The organism is Streptomyces sp. NRRL S-378 (genome assembly GCF_000720645.1).
GTDB lineage: Bacteria > Actinomycetota > Actinomycetes > Streptomycetales > Streptomycetaceae > Streptomyces.
The window spans coordinates 1-26,056 of sequence record NZ_JOBX01000072.1; the positions used below are offsets into that span (position 1 = coordinate 1).

Sequence of the window (26,056 nt, forward strand, 5' to 3'; positions counted from 1 at the left end):
GAGCGGCCACGGCGCGGGTCGCACGACGACGGGCACGCGGAGCCGGAGCAGCCGCAGCCTCCTCGACGGCCGGAGCCGGAGCAGCCTCGACGGCGGCCGGAGCCTCCACAACCGGAACCTCGCCGGCCTCAGCCACCGGGGCGGTCGCCGCACGGGTCGCACGACGACGGGCACGCGGAGCCGGAGCAGCCGCAGCCTCCTCGACGGCCGGAGCCGGAGCGGCCTCGGCGGCCGGGGTCACGGCGGCGGGCTCGACGACGGCGGCCTCGGCGGCCTGGGTCTTCGGAGCGGTCACGGCGCGGGTCGCGCGGCGGCGGGGACGGGCGGGGGCGGCGGTCGGAGCGGCCTCCTCGGCGGGGGCGGGCTCCGCCACCGGCGTCGGCTCAGCGGCGGCGGCGGTGATGCCACCGGGCGGACCGGCCGGCCGGGAAGCGGCGCGGCGACGCCTGCGCGGGGGCAGGTTGTCGCTGGGGCTGCCGCTGTCGGCGCCGGCGGGGGTGGTGTCGTTCTCGTTGTTGGGCATTGCGGGCGGTTCTCCCGTCACGCCCCCGGGCGCCGCGGCTGACTTCCGGTCCGGCTCGGCTCCGCGCGGAACGCGGAGCCGGCCTCCGGGGCGCGTTCGCCACACGGGAGCTGTAGTCCATGGCCGCCGGTTCCGTACGTGTGTGTTCGTACGGCCTGGCGGAAGTCTTCAGGTCTGTACGCGGCCCGACCCAGGTGGCTCCCGAGTGCCAGGGCTGCGCGACGACGACGATCCCTACGCGGCGGGACCTTCCGGCGCCTTCGCGTCGGCGGTCACGGCGGCCGTGGGTGGGGCGGCCGTGTCTGCCTCGCGGTCGGGCGCGAGCGGGTCGGTCACCGTGCCGGACTCCTCGTCGAAGAGCCCCTGCGCCAGCCTGGTCACCGCAGAGGGGACCGGCGGCGCCAGGTCGGCCACAGCTCGGAGACCGGACAGGACGTCGTCGGGTCGCACGGCAGGTGTCAGATGCCGAACAACCAGGCGCAGTATCGCACAAGCATTGTCCAGCGGCCTATCAGCCGGCGCGGGAAGCGCTTCGAGGCTGACGACCGCGCCGCGGGTGTCGAAGGTGCGGATGCCGTTCTTGGTCTTGCGCTGCACCTCGACGGTCTCGGCGGCGAGGAAGGCCTCCACGGCCCGCTCGGCCTCGGCGAGCTCCACGCCGTCCAGGCGCAGCTCCCACACGGAGGCGGTCAGCCGGTCGGCCAGGCCCGGGGTGCGGGCCTCGACGGCGTCGATGATGTCGAGTCCGACCGGCATCGACTCGTCGAGCAGCTCGCGGAGCTTCTCGGGGTCGCGCGGCGCGGCGAGGCCGATCTCCAGGTACTCGGCCTCGCTGCCGGTCCCGGTCGGGGCGGCGTTCGCGTAACTGACGCGGGGGTGCGGGGTGAAGCCCGCCGAGTACGCCATGGGCACCTCGGCGCGGCGCAGGGCCCGCTCGAAGGCGCGCTGGAAGTCTCGGTGGCTGGTGAACCGGAGGCGGCCGCGCTTGGTGTAGCGCAGTCGGATGCGCTGCACCACCGGTGCGGGAGGCGGGCCTTCGGGCTGTCGCTTGCCCAGTGGTTCTTCTCCTTGTGCGGGGCTCCGCGGCTCGCGCATCGCCCTGAGGTCCGTCGACCCGCTCCGGCTCACCCCTGCCGTCGGGCCAGGGAGATCTCGTCAGCGGGTGCCGCGTCGGCGGCTGTCGTACTACCCAGAGTACGCGCCCGTGACCTCGCCGGTTCCCCGGGAGGAGTACCGAAGAGCGCACGGCGTACGGTGGCGCGGGCCTCGCGGACCGCGGCGCGGCCCGTCCGCCAGACCTCGCGCACGGCGTGTCCCACCGGGGTGAGCACGTGCCGGTACACCCGGGAGGCGGGCCACCCGACCAGCACCCAGCCGACCAGCTTGAGCCCGCGCCACAGGGCGGCGACGATCCGCCCGGCCACGTGCCAGGCCCAGAGCAGAACCTGCCCGACCGGGGTGAGCACGTACCGGTACAGACCGGCGGCCAGCCAGGCGAGGCCCAGCCCGACGGGCCGCAGCAGGTACCGGTACAGGGCGACCACGAGCCAGGCCAGGCCCAGCCCGACGGGCCGCAGCAGGTACCGGTACAGGGCGACCGCGAGCCGTACCAGGCCGTGCCCGACGGGGGTGAGCACGTACCGGTGCACCGCCGCAGCCAGCCAGGCGATCCCGTGGCCGACGGGCGTGAGCACGTACCGCCACAGGGCGACCCACGGCCAGACGAACAGCGTCATGCCGACGGCCCATACGATCCGGGTGACGCCCTTGGCGAGGGGCGCGAGCAGGTAGCGCATGCCGCCCCGGCCCAGCCAGGCCAGCCCCGCCCCGAGGGGACGCAGCAGGTAGGTGGTCAGGAACCGGCCGGCCGGCGCCAGGACCTGGTCGTACAGCCCGCACGCCAGCCACGCCAGTCCCTGCCCGACCGGGGTGAGCACGTACCGCCACAGCCCGACCCACGGCCAGACGAAGACCAGCTTGAGCAGGGTCGCCAGCAGCCATCCCAGCGCACGGAGCAGCGGTTCGACGGCATGGACGTACAGCGGCCCGAGCACGTGCCGGTGCACGGCCCGGCCCGCGGCCACCAGCAGTTCCCACACCACTCGTACGGGCAGTACGACGAGTACCGCGACGATCTTCACGGGGATCCTGATGACGCCCACCAGGCACCCGTCGCCGCCGTCGGCGGGAGGCCGTTTGTCCATGTCCATGCCGTGAAGGACACGACGGAGGCCCCCACCCGTTGCGGGCGGGGGCCTCTCGTGACCCAAGGGTTACGTGACCGGCTGACCGGTCACTTCACGACCGACAGCGGCAGCAGCTTCTTGCCGGTCGGGCCGATCTGGATCTCGGTCTGCATCTGCGGGCAGACGCCGCAGTCGAAGCACGGGGTCCAGCGGCAGTCGTCGACCTCGGTCTCGTCCAGGGCGTCCTGCCAGTCCTCCCAGAGCCAGTCCTTGTCGAGACCGGAGTCCAGGTGGTCCCAGGGCAGGACCTCCTCGTAGGTGCGCTCGCGCGTGGTGTACCAGGCCACGTCCACGCCGTAGGCGGGCAGCGTCTTCTCCGCGGCCTCCATCCAGCGGTCGTAGCTGAAGTGCTCGCGCCAGCCGTCGAAGCGGCCGCCCGACTCGTACACGGCGCGGATCACGTCGCCGATGCGGCGGTCTCCGCGGGAGAGGAGGCCCTCGACGATGCCGGGCTTGCCGTCGTGGTAGCGGAAGCCGATGGAGCGGCCGTACTTCTTGTCGCCGCGGATCTTGTCGCGGAGCTTGCCCAGGCGGGCGTCCGTCTCCTCGGCCGACAGCTGCGGCGCCCACTGGAAGGGGGTGTGCGGCTTGGGCACGAAGCCGCCGATCGACACCGTGCAGCGGATGTCGTTCTGGCCGGAGACCTCGCGGCCCTTGGCGATGACGTTGACCGCCATGTCGCCGATCTGGAGCACGTCCTCGTCGGTCTCGGTGGGCAGGCCGCACATGAAGTACAGCTTCACCTGACGCCAGCCGTTGCCGTAAGCGGTGGCGACGGTCCGGATCAGGTCCTCCTCCGAGACCATCTTGTTGATGACCTTGCGCATGCGCTCGGAGCCGCCCTCGGGGGCGAAGGTCAGGCCGGAGCGGCGACCGTTGCGGGTCAGCTCGTTGGCCAGGTCCACGTTGAAGGCGTCCACACGGGTCGACGGGAGGGACAGGCCCACCTTGTCGTCCGCGTAGCGGTCCGCGAGACCCTTGGCGATGTCGGCGATCTCGGTGTGGTCCGCGGAGGACAGCGAGAGCAGGCCGACCTCCTCGAAGCCGGTCGCCTTGAGACCCTTCTCCACCATCTCGCCGATGCCGGTGATGCTTCGCTCCCGCACGGGGCGCGTGATCATGCCGGCCTGGCAGAAACGGCAGCCGCGGGTGCAGCCGCGGAAGATCTCCACGGACATGCGTTCGTGGACGGTCTCGGCGAGCGGGACCAGGGGCTGCTTGGGGTACGGCCACTCGTCGAGGTCCATGACGGTGTGCTTGGACACGCGCCACGGCACGCCGGAGCGGTTGGGGACGACGCGGCCGATGCGGCCGTCCGGCAGGTACTCGACGTCGTAGAAGCCCGGCACGTAGACGTTGCCGGTCTTGGCGAGACGCAGGAGGACCTCTTCGCGCCCGCCCGGCCTGCCCTCGGCCTTCCAGGTGCGGATGATCTCGGTCATGTCGAGGACGGCCTGCTCGCCGTCGCCGATGACCGCGCAGTCGATGAACTCCGCGATCGGCTCCGGGTTGAAGGCCGCGTGACCGCCCGCGAGGACGATCGGGTGGTCCACCGTGCGGTTCCTGGCCTCCAGCGGGATGCCCGCCAGGTCCAGGGCCGTGAGCATGTTGGTGTAGCCCAGCTCCGTGGAGAAGGACAGGCCGAACACGTCGAAGGCGGAGACGGGGCGGTGGCTGTCCACGGTGAACTGGGGCACGTTGTGCTCGCGCATCAGCTCTTCGAGGTCCGGCCACACGCTGTAGGTGCGCTCGGCCAGGACGCCCTCGCGCTCGTTGAGCACCTCGTACAGGATCATGACGCCCTGGTTGGGCAGCCCGACTTCGTATGCGTCCGGATACATGAGCGCCCAGCGGACGTCGCAGCTCTCCCACGGCTTCACCGTGGAGTTGAGTTCACCGCCGACGTACTGGATGGGCTTCTGCACGTGCGGAAGCAGGGCCTCAAGCTGAGGGAAGACCGACTCGGTCATCACGCGACTTTCGTGAAGCGGGCAGGGGGCAGCTATCTAGCGTACCCCGACGGCTCAGCCGCCCCCACCCGCATGATCACTACAGGGCCGTCCGCAGGGCGGGGGCCGACGCCTTCGCCCAGATGTCCGGAAGCTCCCGTTCGCGCCGCTCGGCCAGGGCCTCCTCGCGTCCGTAGAGCACGCCCCAGGTGAAGGCGGGCTCCCCCGCCTCGGTGGCCTGCGCCGCGAGGCCGCGCAGGGCGTCGCGGGCCACCACGCTGTCCTGGTGGTCGCCGAGCAGGGTCTGGACCTTCTTGACGGCCTTGGCCAGGTGTTTCGCCGGCTTGCCGAGTTCGGGCTCGGCCGACTCCGCCGCGTACCGGACCCGCTTGGCCGCCTTGCGCGCCTCGTGCAGGGCCAGGTCCCGCTCCTTGCCCTCGTCGAGGGCGAGGGCGCTGTCGATGCGGGTGGCGAGGCGCGCGTAGTCGCGGAGCACGGCCTTGGGGAGGACCTTCTTCGGGGACTTGGCTGCACCCCCCAGCAGCGGGGGCGCGTCCAGGAGGCCGTCCAGGGCGTTGAGCAGGGTGACGTAGCGGTCGCTGTCGAGTGCGGCCAGGACCCTGCGGCGCGATCCGGAGCGCCGGGCGGTGTTCCACGTCCGCAGCCGGGTGCGGACCGGGCCGGTCAGCAGGGTGCGCGGCAGTTCGGCGAGGTGGGCCTGGAGGCGCTCCATCAGGACCTCCTGGTCGCGGTCGACGCCGAGTTCGGCGGCCAGCCAGCGCAAGTCCTCGCCGATCGGGTCGGTGACCTCGCGGTCCAGGACCTTGCGGTACGTCTTGAAGGCGCTGCGCAGCCGGCGGGTGGCGACCCGCATCTGGTGGACGGAGTCCGGCAGGTCGCGGCGTACGGCGGGGTCCTGGGCGACGAGGGCGTCGCGCTGCTCGGCCAGGTACGCGACGACGTGCGCGCCGGCGGTCCCCCCGGGTCCGCCGCCGGAGGGCCGGGCCGGGGGCTCGGCGTCGGTCTCGGCGAGGGCGCGGGCGAGTTTCGAGGGGGAGTCGGAGACCTTGAGCCCGGCCTTGCGGAAGGTCTTCTCGACGGCGTCGAGCAGGCCGGGGTCGACGCCGTCGGCGAGCTCCACCTCGACCTCGGTCCAGCCGGCGGTGGTGTCGCCGCGCTCGGCCAGGACCTCGTCGGTACTCAGTTCGGCGAGGAGCGCTCCGTCTGCGTCCAGCAGGTGGCTGACGCGGCGCGAGGAGACCAGCCGGACCTGCGGTGCGAGTCCGGCGTCACGGACGCGGGAGCGGACGAGGGCGGCGAGGGCGGGCGGGACGGTGTCGCTGAGCTCCGCCCCGACCTCGTCGCGCACTCCCGGGGAGACGGGCAGTTTGAGGTGCCAGCCCTCGTCGGCGCCGCCCGTTCTGCGCCGGAGGGTGAGACCGTCGGCGGCGAGCCGTTGGTCGGGGGTGTCGTAGTAGACGGCGTCGAGGTCGACGGTGCCCTGGTCGGTGACGGCCGCGATCGCGGCCGTCCCCGTCAGGTCCGGCACCCCGCGCCGGGCAGCTTTGGCCTTGGAGAACTCGAATTTCCGCTCGATCTCGCGCTTTGTGTCCGCCATGTACCGAACTTAGTCCTGAACGGAACACGTCTGCAGGATGAACGGGACTTCAGGCTGACAATGGACGCTGGACCTTGATCGACTGGAGGAGTCCGACCGCTATCCACACGGCGAACATCGACGAGCCTCCGTAGGACACGAACGGCAGGGGCAGTCCGGCCACGGGCATGATGCCGAGGGTCATCCCGATGTTCTCGAAGGACTGGAAGGCGAACCAGGCGATGATGCCGGCGCACACGATGGTCCCGTAGAGCTCGGTGGTCTCCCGGGCGATCATGCAGGCCCGCCAGAGGATGACGCCCAGCAGCACGAGGATCAGTCCGGCGCCGACGAAGCCGAGCTCCTCGCCGGCCACGGTGAAGACGAAGTCGGTCTGCTGCTCGGGCACGAACTGGCCGGTGGTCTGCGAGCCCTTGAAGAGCCCGGAGCCGGTCAGGCCGCCGGAGCCGATCGCGATGCGCGCCTGGTTGGTGTTGTAGCCGACGCCTGCGGGGTCGAGTTCGGGGTTGGCGAAGGCCGCGAAGCGGTTGATCTGGTACTCGTCGAGGACGCCGAGCTGCCATATCAGGACGGCTCCGCCCACGCCGGAGGCGAGGAGGCCGATCACCCAGCGGTTGGAGGCCCCGGAGGCGAGCAGTACGCCGAGCACGATGACGACCATGACCATCACGGACCCGAGGTCGGGCATCAGCATGACGATGCCCATCGGGGCGGCGGCCAGGCAGAGTGCCTTGACGACCGTGCGGTGGTCGGGGTGGGCGAGGTCGCCCGCGTCCACGCGGGTGGCGAGCAGCATCGCCATGACCAGGATGATCGTGATCTTCACGAACTCGGACGGCTGGAGCGAGAATCCGCCGCCGATGACGATCCACGCGTGGGCGCCGTTGATGGTGGCGCCGAGCGGGGTGAGCACGGCGAGGATGAGCACGAGCGAGAGCCCGTAGAGGAACGGCACGGCTCCGCGCAGGGTGCGGTGGCCGAGCCAGACGGTGCCGATCATCAGCACCAGGCCGATGCCGGTGTTCAGGGCGTGCCGGGCGAGGAAGTAGTAGGGGTCGCCCTGGTTCAGGGTGGTCCTGTTGCGGGTCGCCGACCACACGAGCAGGGCGCCGAGGAAGGACAGGGCGAGCGAGGAGAGCAGGATCGGCCAGTCGAGCCGGCGCAGTACGGAGTCGCGGGCGGTGAGCTTGGCCATCGGGCCGCGCTCGGGCGCGTACCGGGAGACGGAGAACTTGTTGGCGGTTGGCATGTCGGTATGGGGTCCTCAGTCGTGCCGTGTCGGGGGAGGCCCGGCGAGCGCCGGCGGTTCCAGTTCCTCCGGGGACGGCGGTACGTACGGCCGGATCTCGGGGGAATCGATGGAGCCGTCGGGGTTGATCCTGGGCAGTTTCGTCTCCGGGGCCGGCAGCAGGGCCCTCTTCAGGTCCTGCTTCCCGTCCATGGTCAGACCGTAGATGGCGTTGTAGAGGTTGCGCACGGCGGGGCCGGAGGCTCCGGAGCCGGTGCCGCCCTGGGAGATCGTCATGACGATCGTGAAGTCCTTGGTGTAGGTCGCGAGCCACGAGGTGGTCTGCTTGCCGTAGACCTGGGCGGTACCGGTCTTCGCGTGCATCGGGATCTTGTCCTGGGGCCAGCCGCCGAAGCGCCACGCGGCGGTGCCGCCGGGCTCGACGACCATGCGCAGGCCCCTGTCGAGGTCCGCGATGGTCTGGGCGTCGATGGGGAGCCTGCCGTGGGACTGGGGCTTGACCATCTCGATGCGCTTGCCGTCGGGGCTGATCACGGCCTTGCCGACGGTGGGGTTGTAGAGGGTGCCGCCGTTGCTGATGGCGGAGTAGGCGGTGGCCATCTGGATGGGGGTGACGAGGACGTCGCCCTGGCCGATGGCGAAGTTGATGCTGTCGTAGGCCTTGAGCTGGTTGCCCTCGAGGCAGCTCTCGTAGGCGATCTGCTCGACGTAGGTGCCGCCCCGCTTGCCCTGCTTGCACCAGGAGTTCTTGTTGGCCGCCCAGAAGCTCTGCTTCCAGTGGCGGTCGGGGATGCGGCCCTTGACCTCGTTCGGCAGGTCGATCCCGGTCTCGGAGCCGAGCCCGAACTCCCTGGCGGTGCGGTAGAACCAGTCGTGGGCGTCCTTCTTGGGGCTGAGGCCGCCGTCGCGCTGCCACTCCTTGTGCCCGAGGGCGTAGAAGACGGTGTTGCAGGAGAACTTGAGGGCCTCGCCGAGGGTGATGGGGCCGTGCCCCTTGGACTCGAAGTTCGCGAAGCTGCGGCCGCCGAGGCTGTAGGAGCTGCTGCAGTTGTACCTGTCGTTGAACTTGTATCCGGCCCGGACGGCGGCGCTCGCGGAGACCACCTTGAAGATGGAGCCGGCGGGGGCCATGCCCTGGATGGCGCGGTTGAGCAGCGGGTAGTTGGAGCTCTTGCTGGTGAGCTTGGCGTAGTCCGCGCCGGAGATGCCGCCGACCCAGGCGTTGGGGTCGTAGTCCGGCTGGGACGCCATCGCGACGATGCGGCCGGTCTTGGCCTCCATGACGACGACGGCGCCCGAGTCGGCCTCGTACTTGCGGCCGGTGATGTTGTCGGTCTCGTTGCGGACGACCTTCATCGCCTGCTGGAGCTCGAACTCGGCGACGGCCTGGACCCGGGCGTCGATGCTGGTGACGAGGGTGGACCCGGCCACTCCCGGGTCGGACTTGGTCTGCCCCATGACCCGGCCGAGGTTGTCGACCTCGTACGAGGTGACCTGCGCCTTGCCGCGCAGCTGCCGGTCGTAGGTGCGCTCGATCCCCGAGCGGCCGACCTGGTCGGAGCGCAGGTGCGGGGAGTCGGTGTCCTTGGCCTTCTGGATCTCGTCGTCGGTGACGGGCGAGAGGTAGCCGAGCACCTGCGCGGTGCGGGCTCCGCCGGGGGCCGGGTAGCGGCGCACGGCGGTGGGCTCGGCGGTGATGCCGGGGTACTCCTCCGGGCGTTCGCGCAGCTGCAGCGCCTGCTGGGTGGTGGCTTCGAGGGTGACCGGGATCGGCTGGTAGGGGGAGCCGTTCCAGCAGGGCTTGGGCGTCTGGGAGTCGCAGAGCCGGACCTTGTCCATGACCTCCTTGGGGGTCATGTCCAGGACGCCGGCGAGGCGGGTCATGACGCCCTTGCCCTTGTCCTTCATCTTCATCAGCGCGGTGCGGCTGGCGGAGACGACGAGGCGGGTCTCGTTGTCGGCGAGCGGGACCCCGCGGGCGTCGAGGATCGAGCCGCGCACGGCGGGCTGGACGACCCGCTGGACGTGGTTGCTCTTGGCCTCGTGGTAGTACTCGGCGCCGTTGCGGATCTGGAGGAACCAGAGCCGGCCGCCGAGGGTGATGAGCATCGAGAAGACGAGGACCTGCATGATGACGAGCCTGATCTGCACCCGGGAGGTGCGGCCGGTCTCCGGGACGTTGGTCACGTCTGCTCCTCCCTCACAGCTTCTTGACGCTCTTCACACCCTTGGCGGGCTTGACGCCCTTTATGCGGACGGCCTTGTTGGCGCGGGACCGTGCGGTCTTCAGGCGCAGGCCGCCGCGCTGGCTGCCGATGCGCAGTCCGGTGCCGCCGGCCAGCCAGCCGGCGGAGACGTCGGCGGCCTTGCTGGCGGGACCGCCGCCGGCCTCGACGGCCATCGGGTCGTTCTCGGCGCGCCGGGCCAGCGCCATGATCCACGGCACGGTGAAGGGCGCGAGGAGCAGGTCGTAGAGGGTGGCGGTGAACACCAGCCCGGTCAGGCCGACGTGGCGGGCGGCGGTGTCGCCGACGAGGGCTCCGACGCCCGCGTAGAGCAGGGTGGAGCCGATCGCGGCGGCGACGACGGTCAGCATGGGGCCCCAGGCGGAGCGGAACCGCCCGCCGTCGGGGCGGACCAGGCCGGCGACGTAGCCGATGACGCACAGGACGAGCGCGTACCGCCCGGCCGCGTGGTCGGCGGGCGGGGCCAGGTCGGCGAGGAGTCCGGCGCCGAAGCCGATGAGCGCACCGCTGACGTGCCCGTACACGAGTGCGAGGGACACGACGGTGAGGAGCAGCAGGTCGGGTACGGCGCCGGGCAGTTGGAGCCGGCCCAGGACGGTGACCTGGATGACGAGGGCGACCACGACGAGCGTGGCCGAGAGCAGGATCCGGTTGAAGCGCATGCGGGGTCGGCTCCTAGTCGTCGGCCGGCTGGGCCGCCAGGCTGGCGGACCCGGACGGGGTGACCGTGACGGTGACCGTCGGGGTGGGCTTGGGGGCCTCGGGCTTGGGCGGCAGGACGGCGTCGCGCGGGTCCTCGCGCGGCGGCATCACCACGACGCCGACGATGTCCAGCCGGGAGAAACCGACGAACGGACGCACCCAGACGGTACGGGTCAGGTCGCCGCGCGAGGGGTCGACCTTGACCACCTCGCCGATCGGTACGCCGGGCACGAAGGGCTTGTTGCCGCGCGAACCGAAGGTGACGAGCCGGTCGCCGGGGCTGACCTTGGCCTTGCCGTTGAGCATCTGGACGGACAGGGCGCGGTCGCCCTGGCCGGTGGCGAAGCCGAGTTCGCCGGTCTTCTCCAGGCGCGTGCCGACGGTGAAGTCGGGGTCGTTGGCGAGGACGACGGTGGAGGTGTCGGGGCCGACGGTGGTGACGCGGCCGACGAGCCCGTCGCCGTTGAGGACGGTCATGTCGCGCTCGATGCCGTCCTTGCTGCCGGCGTCGATGGTGACGGTCCAGGAGAAGCCCTGGGCCGCTCCTATGGCGATGACCTCGGCGCCCTTGATGCCGTACTGTCCGGCGCCGGCCCGCTTGAGCATCTCGTCGAGCTCGTGGATGCGGCTGCGGGTCTGGTCCTCGCTGCCCAGCTTGGCCTTGAGGGCCGCGTTCTCGCGCTCCAGCGTGGCGATGCGGTTGTGGCGCTCCCCGGAGTCCCGTACGGCCCCTATGGCGTTGGCGACCGGATCGACCGCAGTCGCCACACCTTCCTCGACCGGCCCGAAGACCGCTGCGGCGGCCTGCCGGGCACCGTCGACCGGTGACTCCTCGCCTGCCCTGATGTCCACCGTGATCAACGCGAACGCGATGGCGATCAGAAGCACCAGGAGCAGCCGGCTTTCTCGTGTGTCCCTCACGTGCGGCGGCCGTGCCTTCCTCGTCGGAATTCTCTTTTGCCTGTATATCAACGATCCGCCGCACGGGTCCGGTAGCACCCGTACGGCGGATCCTTGTGTTCCGCTTAGCCCCTCCCCGGTCGGGAGGGGTGTTGTCAGCGACGGGGCTGCGCGTCCAGGACCTGCTGGAGGGCCTCGAACTCCTCGACGCACTTGCCCGAGCCGAGGGCGACGGAGTCGAGGGGGTCCTCGGCGATGTGGATCGGCATGCCGGTCTCCCGGCGCAGCCGTTCGTCGAGGCCGCGGAGCAGGGCGCCACCGCCGGTCAGGACGATGCCGCGGTCCATGATGTCGCCGGAGAGCTCCGGCGGGCACTTGTCGAGCGTGGTCTTGACCGCGTCGACGATGGAGTTGACGGGCTCCTCGATGGCCTTGCGGACCTCGGCGGCCGAGATGACGACCGTCTTGGGCAGGCCCGAGACCAGGTCCCGGCCGCGGATCTCGGTGTGCTCGTCCTTGTCCAGGTCGTACGCCGAGCCGATGGTGATCTTGATCTGTTCGGCCGTCCGCTCACCGAGGAGGAGCGAGTACTCCTTCTTGATGTGCTGGATGATCGCGTTGTCGAGCTCGTCACCGGCCACCCGGATGGACTGCGCCGTGACGATTCCGCCGAGGGAGATGACGGCGACCTCGGTCGTGCCGCCGCCGATGTCCACGACCATGTTGCCGGTGGCCTCGTGGACGGGCAGGCCCGAGCCGATGGCGGCGGCCATGGGCTCTTCGATGATGTGCACCTGGCGGGCGCCGGCCTGCGTGGACGCCTCGATGACCGCGCGGCGCTCGACTCCCGTGATGCCGGAGGGAACGCAGACCACGACGCGCGGACGCGCCAGGTAGCGGCGCTTGTGGATCTTGAGGATGAAGTACCGGAGCATACGCTCGGTGATCTCGAAGTCGGCGATCACGCCGTCCTTGAGGGGCCGTACGGCGACGATGTTGCCGGGCGTGCGCCCGATCATCTTCTTCGCCTCCGAGCCGACCGCCAGGATGCCGCCGGTGTTCGTGTTGATGGCGACCACGGACGGCTCGTTCAGGACGATCCCCCGGCCCCTCACGTACACCAGCGTGTTGGCGGTCCCGAGGTCGATCGCCATGTCACGGCCGATGAACGACATGTTGTTCCCCTTGTTCCCCATGAGGAGCGTCTGGCCTTCCAGTTGATAGCGGCTGCTGTCAGGTCGGCGAGGTGGGTGTGTGGGTGGAGGCCCCATCGTAGTGCCGGGGTACGGACACCGCGCGACGGGACTCCGGCAATCCCGCCGGAATGGATACCCGCCCCCTTACTGGTGACGACGTGTCCTGCCCAGGCGTTCCCGCTCGAGCCCGGAATTACCTGGGGGCGACCGAAATTACTTCGGTCGCCCCAGGTCATGAGCGCTATTCGGCTGATGTCTCGTCAGGAAAGACTGATCAGAGCGCGGGGAAGAAGAGCTTCAGCTCACGCTCGGCGGACTCCTCCGAGTCCGAGGCGTGGATCAGGTTCTCACGGGTGACGGTGCCGAAGTCGCCCCGGATGGAGCCGGGGGCCGCCGCGATCGGGTCGGTGGGTCCGGCCAGCTGGCGTACACCCTCGATCACGCGTTCCCCTTCGACGACCAGGGCCACGACCGGACCGCTGGACATGAAGCCCATCAGCGGCTCGTAGAACGGCTTGCCCTTGTGCTCGCCGTAGTGCGCCTCCAGGGTCTCCTGGTCGAGCGTGCGCAGCTCCAGCGCGGGAATGGTCCAGCCGGCCTTCCGCTCGATGCGGCCGATGATCTCGCCGACCAGGCCACGACGGACGGCGTCGGGCTTGAGCAGGACGAGGGTGCGCTGGGTCATGTTGCGGCTCCTTGCGGCATACGGGTGCGGTAGGGCGAATCTACAGGGCCGTCCGGGGCGGTCCGGCAGTCCGGGGTGCTCCGACGGTACGGGCGGCCGGGGGATCCGGGCGGCGCGGGCGGCCCGGGGATCCCTCAGGCCGTATCGGGCGCTCCGGACGCCGCGGGAGCCTCCTGCGCGGCGGCCCAGCGTTCCTTGATCGAGTCGATCTTCCGGCCGTAGTGCACGGAGCACCACCACAGGCCGGCGAAGACCGCGCCGAGGAAGAACATCGTGGGGACGACGAACCCGCTCGCGACGAGACCGATCTGCAGGGCCCAGCCCAGCTGGACGGCCCCGGGACGCGACAGCATGCCGCACAGCAGCACCGACAGCAGCATCGCGACCCCGCACACCGTCCAGACCGTGGCCTGGGTCAGGTCCGGGTCCTTCATGGCGACGAGTCCCGCGAAACCGATCACGAAGAACTCACCGATCAGCGTGCTCGCACACAGCGTGCGCATCCTCAGCCCCTCTTCAGCAGCAGGCGGGCCTCGCCCACCGTGATCACGGAACCGGTCACCAGGACCCCGGCCCCTCCGTATTCGGCCTCTTCCTCGGCCAGGGTGATCGCCGCCTCCAGGGCGTCGTCCAGCCGCGGCTCCACCTGCACCCGGTCCACGCCGAAGACCTCGACGGCGACGGCCGCCAGATCGTCTGCGCCCATCGACCGGTGGCTGGAGTTCTGCGTGACCACGACCTCCGCGAAGATCGGCTCGAAGGCCTCCAGCACCCCGCGCACGTCCTTGTCCTCGCTCGCCGCCACGACGCCGATGAGCCGGCTGAAGCCGAACGCCTCGGTGACCGCCTCCGCGGTGACCGCCGCGCCCGCCGGGTTGTGCGCCGCGTCCAGGATCACCGTCGGGCTGCGCCGCACGACCTCCATGCGGCCCGGCGAGGTCACCGACGCGAAGGCCTTCCGCACGGTGTCCACGTCCAGCACCCGGGCGTGCTGCCCGCCGACCCCGAAGAAGGCCTCGACCGCGGCGAGCGCCACCGCCGCGTTGTGCGCCATGTGGGCGCCGTACAGCGGCAGGAAGATGCCGTCGTACTCGCCGCCCACGCCGCGCAGCGTCAGCTGCTGCCCGCCGACCGCGACCTCGCGCGAGACGACGCCGAACTCCATGCCCTCGCGGGCCACCGTCGCATCGACCTCGACGGCCTTCTTCAGCAGCACCTGGGCCGCGTCGACCGGCTGCTGCGCCAGGATCACGGTGGCGTCCTGCTTGATGATGCCGCCCTTCTCCACGGCGATCTCACCGGGCGTGGAGCCGAGCCGGTCGGTGTGGTCCAGGCTGATCGGGGTGACCACGGCGACGGAGCCGTCGATGACGTTGGTCGCGTCCCAGCTGCCGCCCATGCCGACCTCGACCACGGCCACGTCCACCGGGGCGTCCGCGAAGGCCGCGTAGGCCATCCCGGTGAGCACCTCGAAGAAGGACAGCCGGAACTCCTCGGCGGCGTCGACCATCTCCACGTACGGCTTGATGTCGTGGTAGGTCTCCACGAAACGCTCGGCCTCGATCGGCGCCCCGTCGAGGCTGATCCGCTCGGTGATCGACTGCACGTGCGGGCTCGTGTAGCGGCCGGTGCGCAACTCGAAGGCGTTCAGCAGGGCCTCGATCATGCGGGCCGTGCTGGTCTTGCCGTTGGTCCCGGTGACGTGGATGGAGGGGTACGCGCGCTGCGGCTCGCCCAGCACGTCCATCAGCGCCGCGATCCGCGACACCGAGGGCTCCAGCTTGGTCTCGCCCCAGCGGGTCGAGAGCTCCTGCTCCACCTCCAGCAGCGCCTTGGCGACCTCGGGGTCGACGGGCCGGGCGGGCACCGGGTCGCCCTGGGGCGGTCCGGCGTGGGCGCGCAGGGTGCGGCTGCCGGCCTCGATCACCGCCAGGTCGGGGTCGCGGTCGGACTCTTCCGCCACGATCTGGTCGAACTCGTCGAAGGCGCCGGCGAGGTCGTCGTGGTCGTGTCGGTCGGGGTTCTCGGGCTGCTGGTCACTCACAGGGCCAGTCTACGGACGGTGGCCCGGAGGACTTTCGGCCCGGCCGTTTCGGGACCTTCGACGCCGGGCGCGACGTGATCGTCGTGCAGGCCTTGCGAGCAGCAGATAGGGGAACAAATGCCGCAGGCCAGCACCGACAGACCTTCCAGCCGCGGGATAGGGATCGACCTGGGGACCGCGAACACCCTCGTCCACGCCCGGGGGCACGGGATCGTCCTCAATGAGCCGTCCGTGGTCGCCGTCAGGGCGGGCACCACCAGCGCCCTGGCCGTCGGGGCGGACGCCAAGGAGACCGTCGGCCGCACCTCCGGGTCCATCACCGCGACGCCGGCTACGGCACCTCGCCGCGTTGTCGCAACGCCCGAATACGCCCCGTGAGGGCGCTCCTCCGCCTCGTGGTGCACCGCATCTGACGCCCTGCGCTGATCCACGGGGGACCACGGGACAGCCCTCAGCCTCTCGGAAGCGTGGCGACGACCTCGTAGGTGTCGTCCGTGCGGGTCGCCGTCAGGGAGCCGCCGAGGCTGCGGACGCGTTCGGACATGCTAGCCGTGCCGGATCCCGCCGAGACGGGGGCCCGGGCCGGGGCCCGGGCCGGCAGGGCGTTGCTGACGGCGATCCGCAGCCGCGGGCCGTCCACCGCGATCGACACGTCGATGGGCTCGCCGTGCGCGTGCTTGGCGGCGTTGGTCAGGCACTCCTGCACCACCCGGTAGACCGCCGCCTGCCGCAGTGGCGACAGCCCGCGCACGTCCTCGTCCATGGCCAGCCGGACGGGTGAACCGGCCCGCCCGCTCTCCTCCGCGAGCGCCGCCAGCCCGTCCACCCCCGGGGTCGAGGGCCGCTCGCCCCGCTGCACGATGATCTCGTTGAGCACCAGATGGGCCCGGCGCGCGGTGTCGGCCAGCTCCTCGAAGTCCTTGGCGTGCGCGCTCTCGCGGGCCCGTACCGACAGCACCTCGGACCGCACCGTCAGCAGGGTCAGCTCCCGCCCGACGAAGTCGTGCACGTCACGGGCGACGGAGGTGCGTTCCTGCTGGACGGCCTGGAGCACGGCGGACTCGGCCCGCCGGGCCGTGAGCTCCCGCACCAGGTCGTGCCGGTAGGCGGCGATCCCCACCGCGGAGGCCAGCGCGCCGATCGGTACGACGATGCTGAGGAAGCCGCTGAGCGTCTGTCCCGGGGGCTCGGGCCAGCCCGGCACCCAGAACATGACCAGCGCGAAGGCGATGTACCCGAGCGTCGCCAGGATCCCCGCCCGGCGCCCGCGGAAGCGGCCGACCGAGTAGAGCGCGAACTGGACCAGGGTCAGCTCGTGGAGCCATCCGATGAAGAGCAGCGCGGCCAGGTACGAGATCCAGGGCAGCCGGCGGCGCACCAGCAGGGTCGTGCAGCCCAGGGCGAGCACGACGACCGCGGCGGGCCCGCTCAGCGAGTTGTCGGCGGCGGCGAGGCCCGGCAGGTCGAGGGCCATCAGCCCGAGGCAGCCCAGCGCGGTGAGCACGTCGACGGCCCGCGGGGAACCGGCCCAGGTGCCGGTCAGCCGACGGCCGGCGGCCACGCATCGGTGGAACACCGGGGCGACGGGCTTGACGTGCATGCCCTCCATCATCCGTGGTCGGTGCAGCAGATGAGATCCAGCAGACCGGTAAACGCGGTGATGTAGGGCACTTCGGACAGGGCCGGAGGTCCCGGCGGCCAGCGACCCTGCGCTCTGCCGCGTCCGCCGCCCCCGCTCCTGGCCGGCTCCCCGATGCGGGCCTCCCCCACTGGCTGGAGCCGCGGGCTGCGTACGCGGTGGTGACGGGGCCGCCGGCCGCGGAGTCCGGCGACCGGATGCCGCGAGGCCCCGCGTACGGCGAAGGCCCCCGCCACCGGCGAACCGGTGCGGGGGCCTTCGCGTCGTACGAGGCCGTCGTACGAGGCCGTCGTACGAGGGGCTACGCGGCGGGCAGCGTCTCCAGCTGGGCCTGGATCCGGGCGATGTCCGCCTCGGCCTTGGCCAGCCGGCCCTTGATCTTGTCCACGACGTTGTCGGGGGCCTTGGCCAGGAAGGCCTCGTTCCCGAGCTTCGCCTCGGCCTGCTGCTTCTCCTTCTCGGCCGCGCCGAGGTCCTTGGTGAGGCGCTTGCGCTCGGCGTCCACGTCGATGGTGCCCGACAGGTCGAGCGCGACCGTGGCGCCGCCGACCGGGAGGGTCGCGGAGGCGCTGAAGCCGTCGCCCTCCGGCTGGAGGCGCAGCACCTGGCGGATGGCCGCCTCGTGCGCGGCCAGCCCCGTACCGGACAGGTCGAGACGGGCCGGGACCTTCTGCTTGTCGTCGAGGCCCTGCTCCTTGCGGAAGCGGCGGACCTCACGGACGAGGTTCTGGACGTTTCCGATCTCGGTCTCGGCGGCCTCGTCGCGGAAACCGCTGTCCTTCGGCCAGTCGGCGATCACGAGGGACTCGCCGCCGGTCAGCGTGGTCCACAGCGTCTCGGTGACGAAGGGGACCACCGGGTGCAGCAGGCGCAGCATGACGTCGATGACCTCGCCGAGGACCCGGCTGGAGACCTTGGCCTGCTCGCCGCCCGCGAAGAAGGTCGTCTTCGACAGCTCGACGTACCAGTCGAAGACCTCGTCCCACGCGAAGTGGTAGAGCGCCTCGCTGAGCTTCGAGAACTGGAAGTCCTCGTAGTACGCGTCGACCTGCGCGACCGTCTTGTTGAGGCGGGAGAGGATCCAGCGGTCGGTCGCCGACAGCTGCTCGGCGGGCGGCAGCTCGCCCTCGATCGTGGCGCCGTTCATCAGCGCGAAGCGCGTGGCGTTCCAGATCTTGTTGGCGAACTTGCTGGACGCCTGGACCCAGTCCTCGCCGATCGGGACGTCGGTGCCGGGGTTGGCGCCCTTGGCCAGGGTGAACCGGACGGCGTCGGAGCCGTACTTGTCCATCCAGTCCAGCGGGTCGACGACGTTGCCGAAGGACTTCGACATCTTCTTGCCGCGTTCGTCGCGGACCAGGCCGGTCAGCGCGATCGTCTTGAACGGCGCCTGGCCGTCCATGGCGTACAGGCCGAACATCATCATCCGGGCGACCCAGAAGAAGATGATGTCGTGGCCGGTGAGCAGGACGTCGGTGGAGTAGAACTTCTCCAGGTCCGGGGTCTTCTCCGGCCAGCCGAGCGTGGAGAACGGCCACAGGCCGGAGGAGAACCAGGTGTCCAGGACGTCGGTGTCCTGCGTCCAGCCCTCACCGGTGGGCACCTCGTCGTCGGGGCCGAGGCAGACGACCTCGCCCTCGGGGCCGTACCAGACCGGGATGCGGTGGCCCCACCACAGCTGGCGCGAGATGCACCAGTCGTTGAGGTTGTCGACCCAGTCGAAGTAGCGCTTCTCCATCTCCTGCGGGTGGATCGCGACGCGGCCGTCGCGGACCGCGTCACCCGCCGCCTTGGCGAGCGTCTCGACCTTGACCCACCACTGCAGCGACAGGCGCGGCTCGACGGTGGTGCTGCAGCGCGAGCAGTGGCCGACGGAGTGCAGGTACGGGCGCTTCTCCGCGACGATGCGGCCCTGCTGGCGCAGTGCGCCGACGACCGCGGAACGGGCCTCGTAGCGGTCCAGGCCGAGGAAGGGGCCGTGGACGGTGATGACACCGTGCTCGTCCATGATCGTCATGTTGGGCAGGCTGTGGCGCTGCCCGATGGCGAAGTCGTTCGGGTCGTGGGCGGGCGTCACCTTGACGCAGCCGGTGCCGAACTCGGGGTCGACGTGGGTGTCCGCGACGACCGGGATCGAACGGTCGGTCAGCGGGAGCTTGATGAGCTTGCCGACCAGGTGCTTGTAGCGCTCGTCGTCCGGGTGGACGGCGACGGCGGTGTCGCCGAGCATCGTCTCGGCGCGCGTGGTGGCGACGACGAGGGTGTCCTCGCCCTCCCCGTACTGGATGGAGACGAGCTCGCCCGCGTCCTCCTGGTACTCCACCTCGATGTCGGAAATGGCTGTCAGACAGCGGGGGCACCAGTTGATGATGCGCTCGGCGCGGTAGATCAGGCCGTCGTCGAAGAGCTTCTTGAAGATGGTCTGGACGGCCTTGGACAGGCCCTCGTCCATGGTGAAGCGCTCGCGGGACCAGTCGACGCCGTCGCCGAGACGGCGCATCTGGCCGAGGATCTTGCCGCCGTACTCCTCCTTCCACTGCCAGACGCGCTCGACGAACTCCTCGCGGCCCAGGTCGTGGCGGGACTTGCCCTCCTCGGCGAGCTGCTGCTCGACCTTGTTCTGGGTGGCGATGCCCGCGTGGTCCATGCCGGGCAGCCACAGCGACTCGTGGCCCTGCATGCGCTTGCGGCGGGTCAGGGCGTCCATGAGCGTGTGCTGGAAGGCGTGGCCCAGGTGGAGGGAGCCGGTGACGTTCGGCGGCGGGATGACGATGGTGTACGGGGGCTTCTCGCTCGCGGCATCGGCCGTGAAGTACCCACGCTCTACCCAGCGCTCGTAGAGCTTCCCCTCTACGTCGGCCGGCTTGTAGGCGGTCGGCAGTTCGGAGTCGGGGCTGCTGGGTGTCTGCGTGTTCTCGGTCACGGGGCTCAGTTTAGGGCCGTAACAGTCCAGTCATGAAACCGGTTGGGGAGGGGCCCGGCGCCCTGGGACGCTTCGGCTTCCGTCAGGATGTGAGGAACGCATAAGCAACCTCAGAGGGGGACGCGGGATGAGCTACAACCAGCCGGGGCCGTACGGACAGCAGCCTCAGCAGCCGGGACCGTACGGGCAGCAGCCCCCGCCGCCGCCCGGCCCGTACGGCCAGCCGGCCCAGCCGGGCCCCTACGGCCAGCCCGCGCCCCCGCAGCCGGGCTACGGCTACCCGCAGCAGCCGGGCGTCCCGCCGCAGGGCTACCCCCAGCAGCCGCAGACCCCGGCCTACGGCTACCCGCAGCAGGCCCCGTACGGCGGCCAGCCCCCGAAGAAGTCCAAGGCGGGCGTGATCATCGGCGTGGTCGTGGCGGTAGCGGTGATCGCGGGCGGCGGCTGGTACCTCCTGGGCGGCGGCAGCGCCGTCTCGGACGACACCAAGGGCTACAAGCTCGCCTTCCCCGCCTCGGTCGACAACTACCAGAAGGCTCCGGACACCGCGGGTGCTCCCCCGGCGGACGCCCCGGTCACGGGCGAGGGCAAGACCAAAGCCGATGCACTGGGCGTGCAGAACGCGCACAATTCGACCGCCAAGTACCAGGTGGGTACGGACGGGAAGGGCAAGCAGCTCGCGGCCAACGGCCTGTGGGGCGACATCGCCGACCCGGAGAAGGCGGTCGACGGCTACTACGCCGGCATCGGCCAGAACAACAAGGAGACCGAGAAGCTCGGTTTCAAGTACGAACTGGTCGGCACCCCGAAGGCGTTCACTCCGGAGGGGTTCAAGGGCGCTGTGATGAAGTGCGCCAACATCAAGATGATCAGCGTCAAGCCCACCACGGGCAAGACGCCCAAGGACATGGAAATCCCCTCGTGTGCCTGGGCAGACCACTCGACGCTGGTCGGCATCAACGCCGCCGACCCCGCCGCCCTCGTACTCGGCGGCAGCAGCGGCACCCTCGACGAGGTGGCGGCTCTGACGGCGAAGCTCTACAACACCGCTCGCGTTAAGCAGTAATCGGCTGGCGGGGCCCGCACACGACGGAGCCCCGCCTTGAAAGCACCCTTTTCTAGGCGGCGCCACAGGCCCAGTTCGCGGTACTCATGTCGACACCAATGCCGACGAGCCCTGCCAGGCAGTGAGGATTCTGCTGTATCGCGCCACCCGGCAGATGCAGCGCCGGCTCGCTACAGGCGGCCCTCACTTTGGGCCCCACTACGTAGCCGTTATGACGTACGAACGCAGAACAGTCGTTCACATTGGCCTGCGCCGGCGTCGCGGCAAGGACCGGAAAGGCTCCCGCGATCGCCGTTACCGCCGCCAGACCCATCACACGCTTGAACTTGGGCATTGCTCCCCTTTTCCTCAACGGCTCTTCGCCGCTGAGGAAATGAGATCAGCTTCCCCTCCGATCAGTCCACGCAATTAGAACAAACGGCCGAATACATCACTGATCTGTCCGATATTCGGAGCAAGCGCGAAAGGGGCGCCCCTGTGAGGGCGCCCCTTTCGCGTACCGGTCTACTGCCGTGCGGCTAGGCCGACTTCTCGTGCGGGCCCTGGTCCTTCGGGACGATCCGCGGGACCAGCGTCGGGTTGACGTTGGAGCGGACCACGTCCGCGGTGATGACCACGCGGGCCACGTCCTTGCGGGACGGGACCTCGTACATCACCGACATCAGGACCTCTTCCATGATGGCGCGCAGGCCCCGCGCGCCCGTCTGGCGGAGGATCGCCTGGTCCGCGATGGCCTCCAGCGCCTCGCGCTCGAAGTCCAGCTCGACACCGTCGAGTTCGAACAGCCGCTGGTACTGCTTCACCAGCGCGTTGCGCGGCTCGATGAGGATCTGGAGCAGGGCCTCGCGGTCCAGGTTGTGGACCGAGGTGATGACGGGGAGACGGCCGATGAACTCGGGGATCATCCCGAACTTCACCAGGTCCTCCGGCATGACCTCCTGGAACTGGTCGCTGGCCTCGATCTCGCGCTTCGAGCGGATCGTCGCCCCGAAACCGATGCCCTTGGCACCCGCACGCGACTCGATGATTTTCTCCAGGCCGGCGAAGGCGCCGCCCACGATGAAGAGCACGTTCGTCGTGTCGATCTGGATGAACTCCTGGTGCGGGTGCTTGCGCCCGCCCTGCGGCGGCACGGAGGCCGTCGTGCCCTCGAGGATCTTCAGCAGGGCCTGCTGGACGCCCTCACCGCTCACGTCGCGCGTGATCGACGGGTTCTCGCTCTTGCGGGCGACCTTGTCGATCTCGTCGATGTAGATGATCCCGGTCTCGGCCTTCTTGACGTCGTAGTCGGCGGCCTGGATCAGCTTCAGCAGGATGTTCTCGACGTCCTCGCCGACGTACCCGGCCTCCGTCAGCGCCGTCGCGTCGGCGATGGCGAACGGGACGTTCAGCATGCGGGCGAGCGTCTGCGCGAGGAGCGTCTTGCCGGAGCCCGTGGGGCCCAGCAGCAGGATGTTGGACTTCGCGAGCTCGATCGCGTCCTCACGGCCCTGCGCGCCGCCGTTCTCGCCGGCCTGGACCCGCTTGTAGTGGTTGTAGACCGCTACCGAGAGCGCCTTCTTCGCCGGCTCCTGGCCGACGACGTAGCTCTCCAGGAACTCGTAGATCTCACGGGGCTTGGGGAGCTCCTCCCACCGGACCTCGGAGGTCTCCGCGAGCTCCTCTTCGATGATCTCGTTGCAGAGGTCGATGCACTCGTCGCAGATGTACACACCGGGTCCTGCGATGAGCTTCTTCACCTGCTTCTGGCTCTTTCCGCAGAACGAGCACTTGAGCAGATCGCCGCCGTCACCGATGCGTGCCACGAGGTGCTTCCCCTTCGCCTGGGAGACGCCTGGTTCAGCGCTCCTGGTGCCTCATATCCGACGGTACCTTGCCGGGGGCCCCGTGCGGGGCCCCCTTGACGTGGTTCACACCGCCGAATCCGGTGGTGTGCCCGCGTCAACTGGCGGCAAGGGTCAGAGCTTGGTGCTCTTGCGGGTGGAGATGATCTGGTCGATCAGGCCGTACGCGAGGGCGTCCTCGGCCGTCAGGATCTTGTCGCGCTCGATGTCGTCGCGGATCTTCTCGATCGGCGTCGTCGAGTGCTTGGCCAGCATGGTCTCCAGCTGGTCGCGCATGCGCAGGATCTCGTTGGCCGCGATCTCGAGGTCCGAGAGCTGCTCACGGCCGGTGCCGCCGGAGGGCTGGTGGATCAGCACGCGGGCGTTCGGCAGGGCCATGCGCTTGCCGGGCGTGCCGGCCGCGAGCAGGACCGCGGCGGCGGAGGCCGCCTGGCCCATGCAGACCGTCTGGATGTCCGGCTTGACGAACTGCATCGTGTCGTAGATCGCCGTCAGCGCGGTGAAGGAGCCGCCGGGGCTGTTGATGTAGATCGAGATGTCGCGATCCGGGTCCATCGACTCCAGGCACAGCAGCTGCGCCATGACGTCGTTGGCCGAGGCGTCGTCGATCTGCACGCCGAGGAAGATCACGCGCTCCTCGAAGAGCTTCGCGTACGGGTCGTACTCGCGCACGCCCTGCGAGGTGCGCTCGACGAAGCGCGGGATGACGTAGCGGTTGTCCACCTGCGGACCGGAGTAGAGGCCGCTCGCGGAGCTCGCGGAGAAGTTGTTCTGCATCTGGGTGTTCACCATCCTGGTGGCGTTCTGCGGGCTGTCGGCTGCTGGGTACTGACGGTGGTTACCGGGATCAGGCCCCGGTGCCGCCGCCGCCCGGAACGTTGGACGCGGCCGAGATGATCTCGTCGATGAGGCCGTACTCCTTGGCCTCCTCGGAGGTGAACCAGCGGTCGCGGTCACCGTCGCGGATGATCGCCTCGACGGTCTGGCCCGAGTGGAACGCGGTGATCTCGGCCATCCGCTGCTTGGTGCGCAGCAGGTACTGGGCCTGGATCTTGATGTCCGACGCGGTGCCGCCGATGCCGGCGGAGCCCTGGTGCATCAGGATGTCGGTGTTCGGCAGGGCGAAGCGCTTGCCCTTGGCGCCACCGGTGAGCAGGAACTGGCCCATCGAGGCCGCCATGCCCATGCCGATGGTGACGACGTCGTTGGGGATGTACTGCATGGTGTCGTAGACGGCCATGCCGGCCGTCACGGAGCCACCGGGGCTGTTGATGTAGAGGTAGATGTCCTTCTCCGGCTCGGCGGCCAGGAGGAGGAGCTGCGCGGTGATCTTGTTGGCGATGTCGTCGTCGACCTGCTGGCCGAGGAAGATGATGCGCTCGCCGAGCAGCCGGTTGTAGACATGGTCGCCGAGGCCGCCACCGATGGACGGCTCACCCGCGGCGTAAGGCTTCAGATTCGTCACGTATCCACCTGCTCGTCTCCGACGGCCATGTGCCGTCTCAGCGTCTCGTTCTGGGGCGCGGTCGAGCCGGAGCGGACGGGTCCACCGGCGCCCGGGTACTCACGTGCCCTCGTATTCATGGACCCTAACGCGCAGGTCGGACAACGCCATCCCGCTTCCCGAACTGTTCGCTCGGAGCGCAAGCTCCGACGGCCTTGCGCAGCCCGCCCCGCAGCCATGCGGAAGGGCCCGGACGCGGCTGCGTCCGGGCCCTCCGGGGCACTGCTCAGCGGGCTTCGCCCGGAGTGTTACTTGGCCTCGTCGGCCTTGACCTCGTCGTCGCCGTCAACGGCGGCCTCGACGGTCTCGGCGGCCGTCTCGACCTCGTCCTCCTCGTCGGAGAGGTCGACGACCTCACCGTTGGTGTCGACGACCTTGGCGGCCTCGACGACGACCGCGAGGGCCTTGCCGCGGGCGACCTCGCCGACCAGCATCGGGACCTGGCCGCCCTCGACGACGGCCTGGGCGAACTGGTCGGGGGACATGCCGGAGGACTGCGCACGGCGCATGAGGTGCTCGGTGAGCTCCTCCTGGTTCACGCCCAGCTTCTCCTTGTTGACCAGGGCGTCCAGGACGAACTGGGTCTTGATGCCCTTGATCGCCTGCTCCTTGGTCTCGGCGTCGAACTCCTCGACCGTCTTGCCCTGGAACTCCAGGTACTTCGCCAGGTCCAGGCCCATCTGGCCGAGCTGGTGGTGCTCCAGGTTGTGCTTGCGGGTGTTGACCTCGTCCTCGAGCAGCTTCTCGGGGATCGGCACCTCGACGAGCTCCAGCAGCTTCTCCAGGACGCGCTCCTGGGCCTGCGTGGCCTGGTCGTACTGCTTCATGTTCTCGAGACGCGTGCGGCTGTCCGCCTTGAGGTCCTCGAGGGTGTCGAACTCGCTCGCCATCTGGGCGAACTCGTCGTCCAGCTCCGGGAGCTCCTTGGCGGAGACCTTGGTGACCTTGACGGTGACCTCGGCGTCCTTGCCCTCGGCGGAGCCGCCCTTCAGCTGCGAGGTGAAGGTGGCCTCGCCGCCGGCCTCGAGGCCGGTGACGGCCTCGTCGATGCCCTCGAGCAGCTCGCCCGAGCCGATGGTGTAGGAGACGTCGGAGGCGACGCCGTCGGGCAGCACCTCGCCGTCGACCTTGGCCTCCAGGTCGATGGTGACGACGTCACCCTCGGCGGCGGCGCGCTCGACGTCCTTGGTGGACGCGAAGCGGTTGCGCAGCTGCTCGACGGACTTCTCGACGTCCTCGTCGGAGACCTCGATGGCGTCGACCTCGACCTCGATGCCGGAGTAGTCCGGGATCTCGATCTCGGGGCGCACGTCGACCTCGGCGGTGAAGGCCAGCAGCTCGCCGTCCTTCAGCTCGGTGATGTCGACCTCGGGCTGGCCCAGCGGGTTCAGGTCGGCCTCGTTGACGGCCTCGGTGTAGAACTTCGGGAGGGCGTCGTTGACGGCCTCCTCCAGCACCGCACCGCGGCCGAAGCGCTGGTCGATGACGCGGGCCGGGATCTTGCCCTTGCGGAAGCCCTTCACCGTGACCTGCTGGTTGATCTTCTTGTACGCCGCGTCGAGGCTGTCCTTGAGCTCCTCGAAGGGCACCTCAACAGTGAGCCGAACCCGCGTCGGGTTCAGGGTCTCAACGGCGCTCTTCACGGTTCGGTCTCCTTGTGGCTGACTGCTGGGGGATCTGCCGTCTCGCTGGAATCAGCGGCCCGGCGGACTTCGGCCCGGT

The 26,056-nt window shown here is 70.0% G+C and carries 20 protein-coding genes and 2 pseudogenes; 2 read left to right on the plus strand and 20 right to left on the minus strand.

Features of this window, described 5'->3' with window-relative positions:
- From IH80_RS40015 to folC, 13 genes and pseudogenes are all read right to left on the minus strand, one after another.
- Positions 1 to 523: pseudogene (locus IH80_RS40015) on the minus strand (ribonuclease E/G); the annotation flags it as partial.
- A gap of 234 nt (positions 524 to 757) precedes the next feature.
- Complete coding sequence (locus IH80_RS0132925) at positions 758 to 1,537, minus strand: TIGR03936 family radical SAM-associated protein (RefSeq protein WP_030965351.1); 780 nt, start codon at positions 1,535 to 1,537, stop codon at positions 758 to 760.
- Positions 1,538 to 1,647: 110 nt separating this feature from the next.
- Positions 1,648 to 2,733: a hypothetical protein gene (locus tag IH80_RS0132930; RefSeq protein ID WP_030965352.1), complete on the minus strand. Its 1,086-nt coding sequence runs from the start codon at positions 2,731 to 2,733 to the stop codon at positions 1,648 to 1,650.
- Positions 2,734 to 2,816: 83 nt separating this feature from the next.
- Complete coding sequence (locus IH80_RS0132935) at positions 2,817 to 4,742, minus strand: TIGR03960 family B12-binding radical SAM protein (RefSeq protein WP_199819341.1); 1,926 nt, start codon at positions 4,740 to 4,742, stop codon at positions 2,817 to 2,819.
- A gap of 76 nt (positions 4,743 to 4,818) precedes the next feature.
- The gene (locus tag IH80_RS0132940; RefSeq protein ID WP_030965355.1) at positions 4,819 to 6,336 is read right to left on the minus strand and encodes a CYTH and CHAD domain-containing protein; all 1,518 of its coding nucleotides are present in this window, start codon (positions 6,334 to 6,336) and stop codon (positions 4,819 to 4,821) included.
- Between the two features lie 49 nt (positions 6,337 to 6,385).
- Positions 6,386 to 7,585, minus strand: a complete 1,200-nt coding sequence (rodA, locus tag IH80_RS0132945; protein WP_030965356.1) for a rod shape-determining protein RodA — start codon at positions 7,583 to 7,585, stop codon at positions 6,386 to 6,388.
- A gap of 15 nt (positions 7,586 to 7,600) precedes the next feature.
- Positions 7,601 to 9,772, minus strand: coding sequence for a penicillin-binding protein 2 (gene mrdA, locus IH80_RS0132950; protein ID WP_030965357.1), 2,172 nt, complete (start codon positions 9,770 to 9,772; stop codon positions 7,601 to 7,603).
- A gap of 13 nt (positions 9,773 to 9,785) precedes the next feature.
- Positions 9,786 to 10,493 (minus strand): rod shape-determining protein MreD, encoded by a 708-nt coding sequence (mreD, locus tag IH80_RS0132955; RefSeq protein WP_030965358.1) that lies wholly within the window; start codon positions 10,491 to 10,493, stop codon positions 9,786 to 9,788.
- A 13-nt stretch (positions 10,494 to 10,506) separates the two neighbouring features.
- Positions 10,507 to 11,454: a rod shape-determining protein MreC gene (gene mreC, locus IH80_RS0132960; RefSeq protein WP_030819225.1), complete on the minus strand. Its 948-nt coding sequence runs from the start codon at positions 11,452 to 11,454 to the stop codon at positions 10,507 to 10,509.
- A 134-nt stretch (positions 11,455 to 11,588) separates the two neighbouring features.
- Positions 11,589 to 12,608, minus strand: a complete 1,020-nt coding sequence (locus tag IH80_RS0132965) for a rod shape-determining protein (RefSeq protein ID WP_030008578.1) — start codon at positions 12,606 to 12,608, stop codon at positions 11,589 to 11,591.
- Positions 12,609 to 12,903: 295 nt separating this feature from the next.
- Positions 12,904 to 13,314: a nucleoside-diphosphate kinase gene (ndk, locus tag IH80_RS0132970; protein ID WP_030027161.1), complete on the minus strand. Its 411-nt coding sequence runs from the start codon at positions 13,312 to 13,314 to the stop codon at positions 12,904 to 12,906.
- A gap of 134 nt (positions 13,315 to 13,448) precedes the next feature.
- Positions 13,449 to 13,817: a DUF4233 domain-containing protein gene (locus IH80_RS0132975; RefSeq protein WP_030965360.1), complete on the minus strand. Its 369-nt coding sequence runs from the start codon at positions 13,815 to 13,817 to the stop codon at positions 13,449 to 13,451.
- Positions 13,818 to 13,819: 2 nt separating this feature from the next.
- Entirely contained in the window at positions 13,820 to 15,358 is a 1,539-nt protein-coding gene (folC, locus tag IH80_RS0132980; protein WP_030965361.1) for a bifunctional tetrahydrofolate synthase/dihydrofolate synthase, read from the minus strand.
- Between the two features lie 117 nt (positions 15,359 to 15,475).
- Here folC and IH80_RS0132985 point away from each other — a divergent pair.
- Positions 15,476 to 15,682: pseudogene (locus IH80_RS0132985) on the plus strand (rod shape-determining protein); the annotation flags it as partial.
- Between the two features lie 127 nt (positions 15,683 to 15,809).
- Here IH80_RS0132985 and IH80_RS0132990 read toward each other — a convergent pair.
- Together IH80_RS0132990 and IH80_RS0132995 are read right to left on the minus strand one after the other, a co-directional pair.
- Entirely contained in the window at positions 15,810 to 16,958 is a 1,149-nt protein-coding gene (locus IH80_RS0132990) for a sensor histidine kinase (RefSeq protein WP_030965364.1), read from the minus strand.
- Between the two features lie 340 nt (positions 16,959 to 17,298).
- Positions 17,299 to 19,920 (minus strand): valine--tRNA ligase, encoded by a 2,622-nt coding sequence (locus tag IH80_RS0132995; RefSeq protein ID WP_030965365.1) that lies wholly within the window; start codon positions 19,918 to 19,920, stop codon positions 17,299 to 17,301.
- Between the two features lie 127 nt (positions 19,921 to 20,047).
- Between IH80_RS0132995 and IH80_RS0133000 the strand changes: the two genes are divergently transcribed.
- A complete protein-coding gene (locus IH80_RS0133000) occupies positions 20,048 to 20,986 on the plus strand; it encodes a hypothetical protein (RefSeq protein WP_030965366.1) in 939 nt (312 codons plus the stop codon).
- Positions 20,987 to 21,038: 52 nt separating this feature from the next.
- Here the strand turns inward: IH80_RS0133000 and IH80_RS45065 are convergent, their stop codons facing one another.
- The 5 genes from IH80_RS45065 to tig all read right to left on the minus strand — a co-directional run bounded on the left by IH80_RS45065 (position 21,039) and on the right by tig (position 25,977).
- Positions 21,039 to 21,320 (minus strand): hypothetical protein, encoded by a 282-nt coding sequence (locus tag IH80_RS45065; protein WP_158714684.1) that lies wholly within the window; start codon positions 21,318 to 21,320, stop codon positions 21,039 to 21,041.
- A gap of 184 nt (positions 21,321 to 21,504) precedes the next feature.
- Positions 21,505 to 22,791, minus strand: coding sequence for an ATP-dependent Clp protease ATP-binding subunit ClpX (gene clpX, locus IH80_RS0133005; protein ID WP_030840753.1), 1,287 nt, complete (start codon positions 22,789 to 22,791; stop codon positions 21,505 to 21,507).
- A 153-nt stretch (positions 22,792 to 22,944) separates the two neighbouring features.
- Complete coding sequence (locus tag IH80_RS0133010) at positions 22,945 to 23,622, minus strand: ATP-dependent Clp protease proteolytic subunit (protein WP_030760910.1); 678 nt, start codon at positions 23,620 to 23,622, stop codon at positions 22,945 to 22,947.
- Between the two features lie 55 nt (positions 23,623 to 23,677).
- Positions 23,678 to 24,295 (minus strand): ATP-dependent Clp protease proteolytic subunit, encoded by a 618-nt coding sequence (locus tag IH80_RS0133015; protein WP_030649990.1) that lies wholly within the window; start codon positions 24,293 to 24,295, stop codon positions 23,678 to 23,680.
- A 287-nt stretch (positions 24,296 to 24,582) separates the two neighbouring features.
- Positions 24,583 to 25,977 carry a trigger factor gene (tig, locus tag IH80_RS0133020; RefSeq protein WP_030965367.1) on the minus strand — a complete coding sequence of 465 codons (1,395 nt, stop codon included), beginning with the start codon at positions 25,975 to 25,977 and terminating at the stop codon, positions 24,583 to 24,585.
- Positions 25,978 to 26,056: the final 79 nt, after the last annotated feature.

Bases quoted from the DNA above. Each gene is read 5' to 3' on its own strand.
- IH80_RS45065 (WP_158714684.1), bottom strand. From the start codon at position 21,320: ATGCCCAAGTTCAAGCGTGTGATGGGTCTGGCGGCGGTAACGGCGATC.
- IH80_RS0132990 (WP_030965364.1), bottom strand. From the start codon at position 16,958: ATGCACGTCAAGCCCGTCGCCCCGGTGTTCCACCGATGCGTGGCCGCC.
- ndk (WP_030027161.1), bottom strand. From the start codon at position 13,314: ATGACCCAGCGCACCCTCGTCCTGCTCAAGCCCGACGCCGTCCGTCGT.
- IH80_RS0132930 (WP_030965352.1), bottom strand. From the start codon at position 2,733: ATGGACATGGACAAACGGCCTCCCGCCGACGGCGGCGACGGGTGCCTG.
- IH80_RS0132975 (WP_030965360.1), bottom strand. From the start codon at position 13,817: ATGCGCACGCTGTGTGCGAGCACGCTGATCGGTGAGTTCTTCGTGATC.
- rodA (WP_030965356.1), bottom strand. From the start codon at position 7,585: ATGCCAACCGCCAACAAGTTCTCCGTCTCCCGGTACGCGCCCGAGCGC.
- IH80_RS0132940 (WP_030965355.1), bottom strand. From the start codon at position 6,336: ATGGCGGACACAAAGCGCGAGATCGAGCGGAAATTCGAGTTCTCCAAG.
- IH80_RS0133010 (WP_030760910.1), bottom strand. From the start codon at position 23,622: ATGGTGAACACCCAGATGCAGAACAACTTCTCCGCGAGCTCCGCGAGC.
- mreD (WP_030965358.1), bottom strand. From the start codon at position 10,493: ATGCGCTTCAACCGGATCCTGCTCTCGGCCACGCTCGTCGTGGTCGCC.
- IH80_RS0133000 (WP_030965366.1), top strand. From the start codon at position 20,048: ATGAGCTACAACCAGCCGGGGCCGTACGGACAGCAGCCTCAGCAGCCG.
- IH80_RS0132965 (WP_030008578.1), bottom strand. From the start codon at position 12,608: ATGTCGTTCATCGGCCGTGACATGGCGATCGACCTCGGGACCGCCAAC.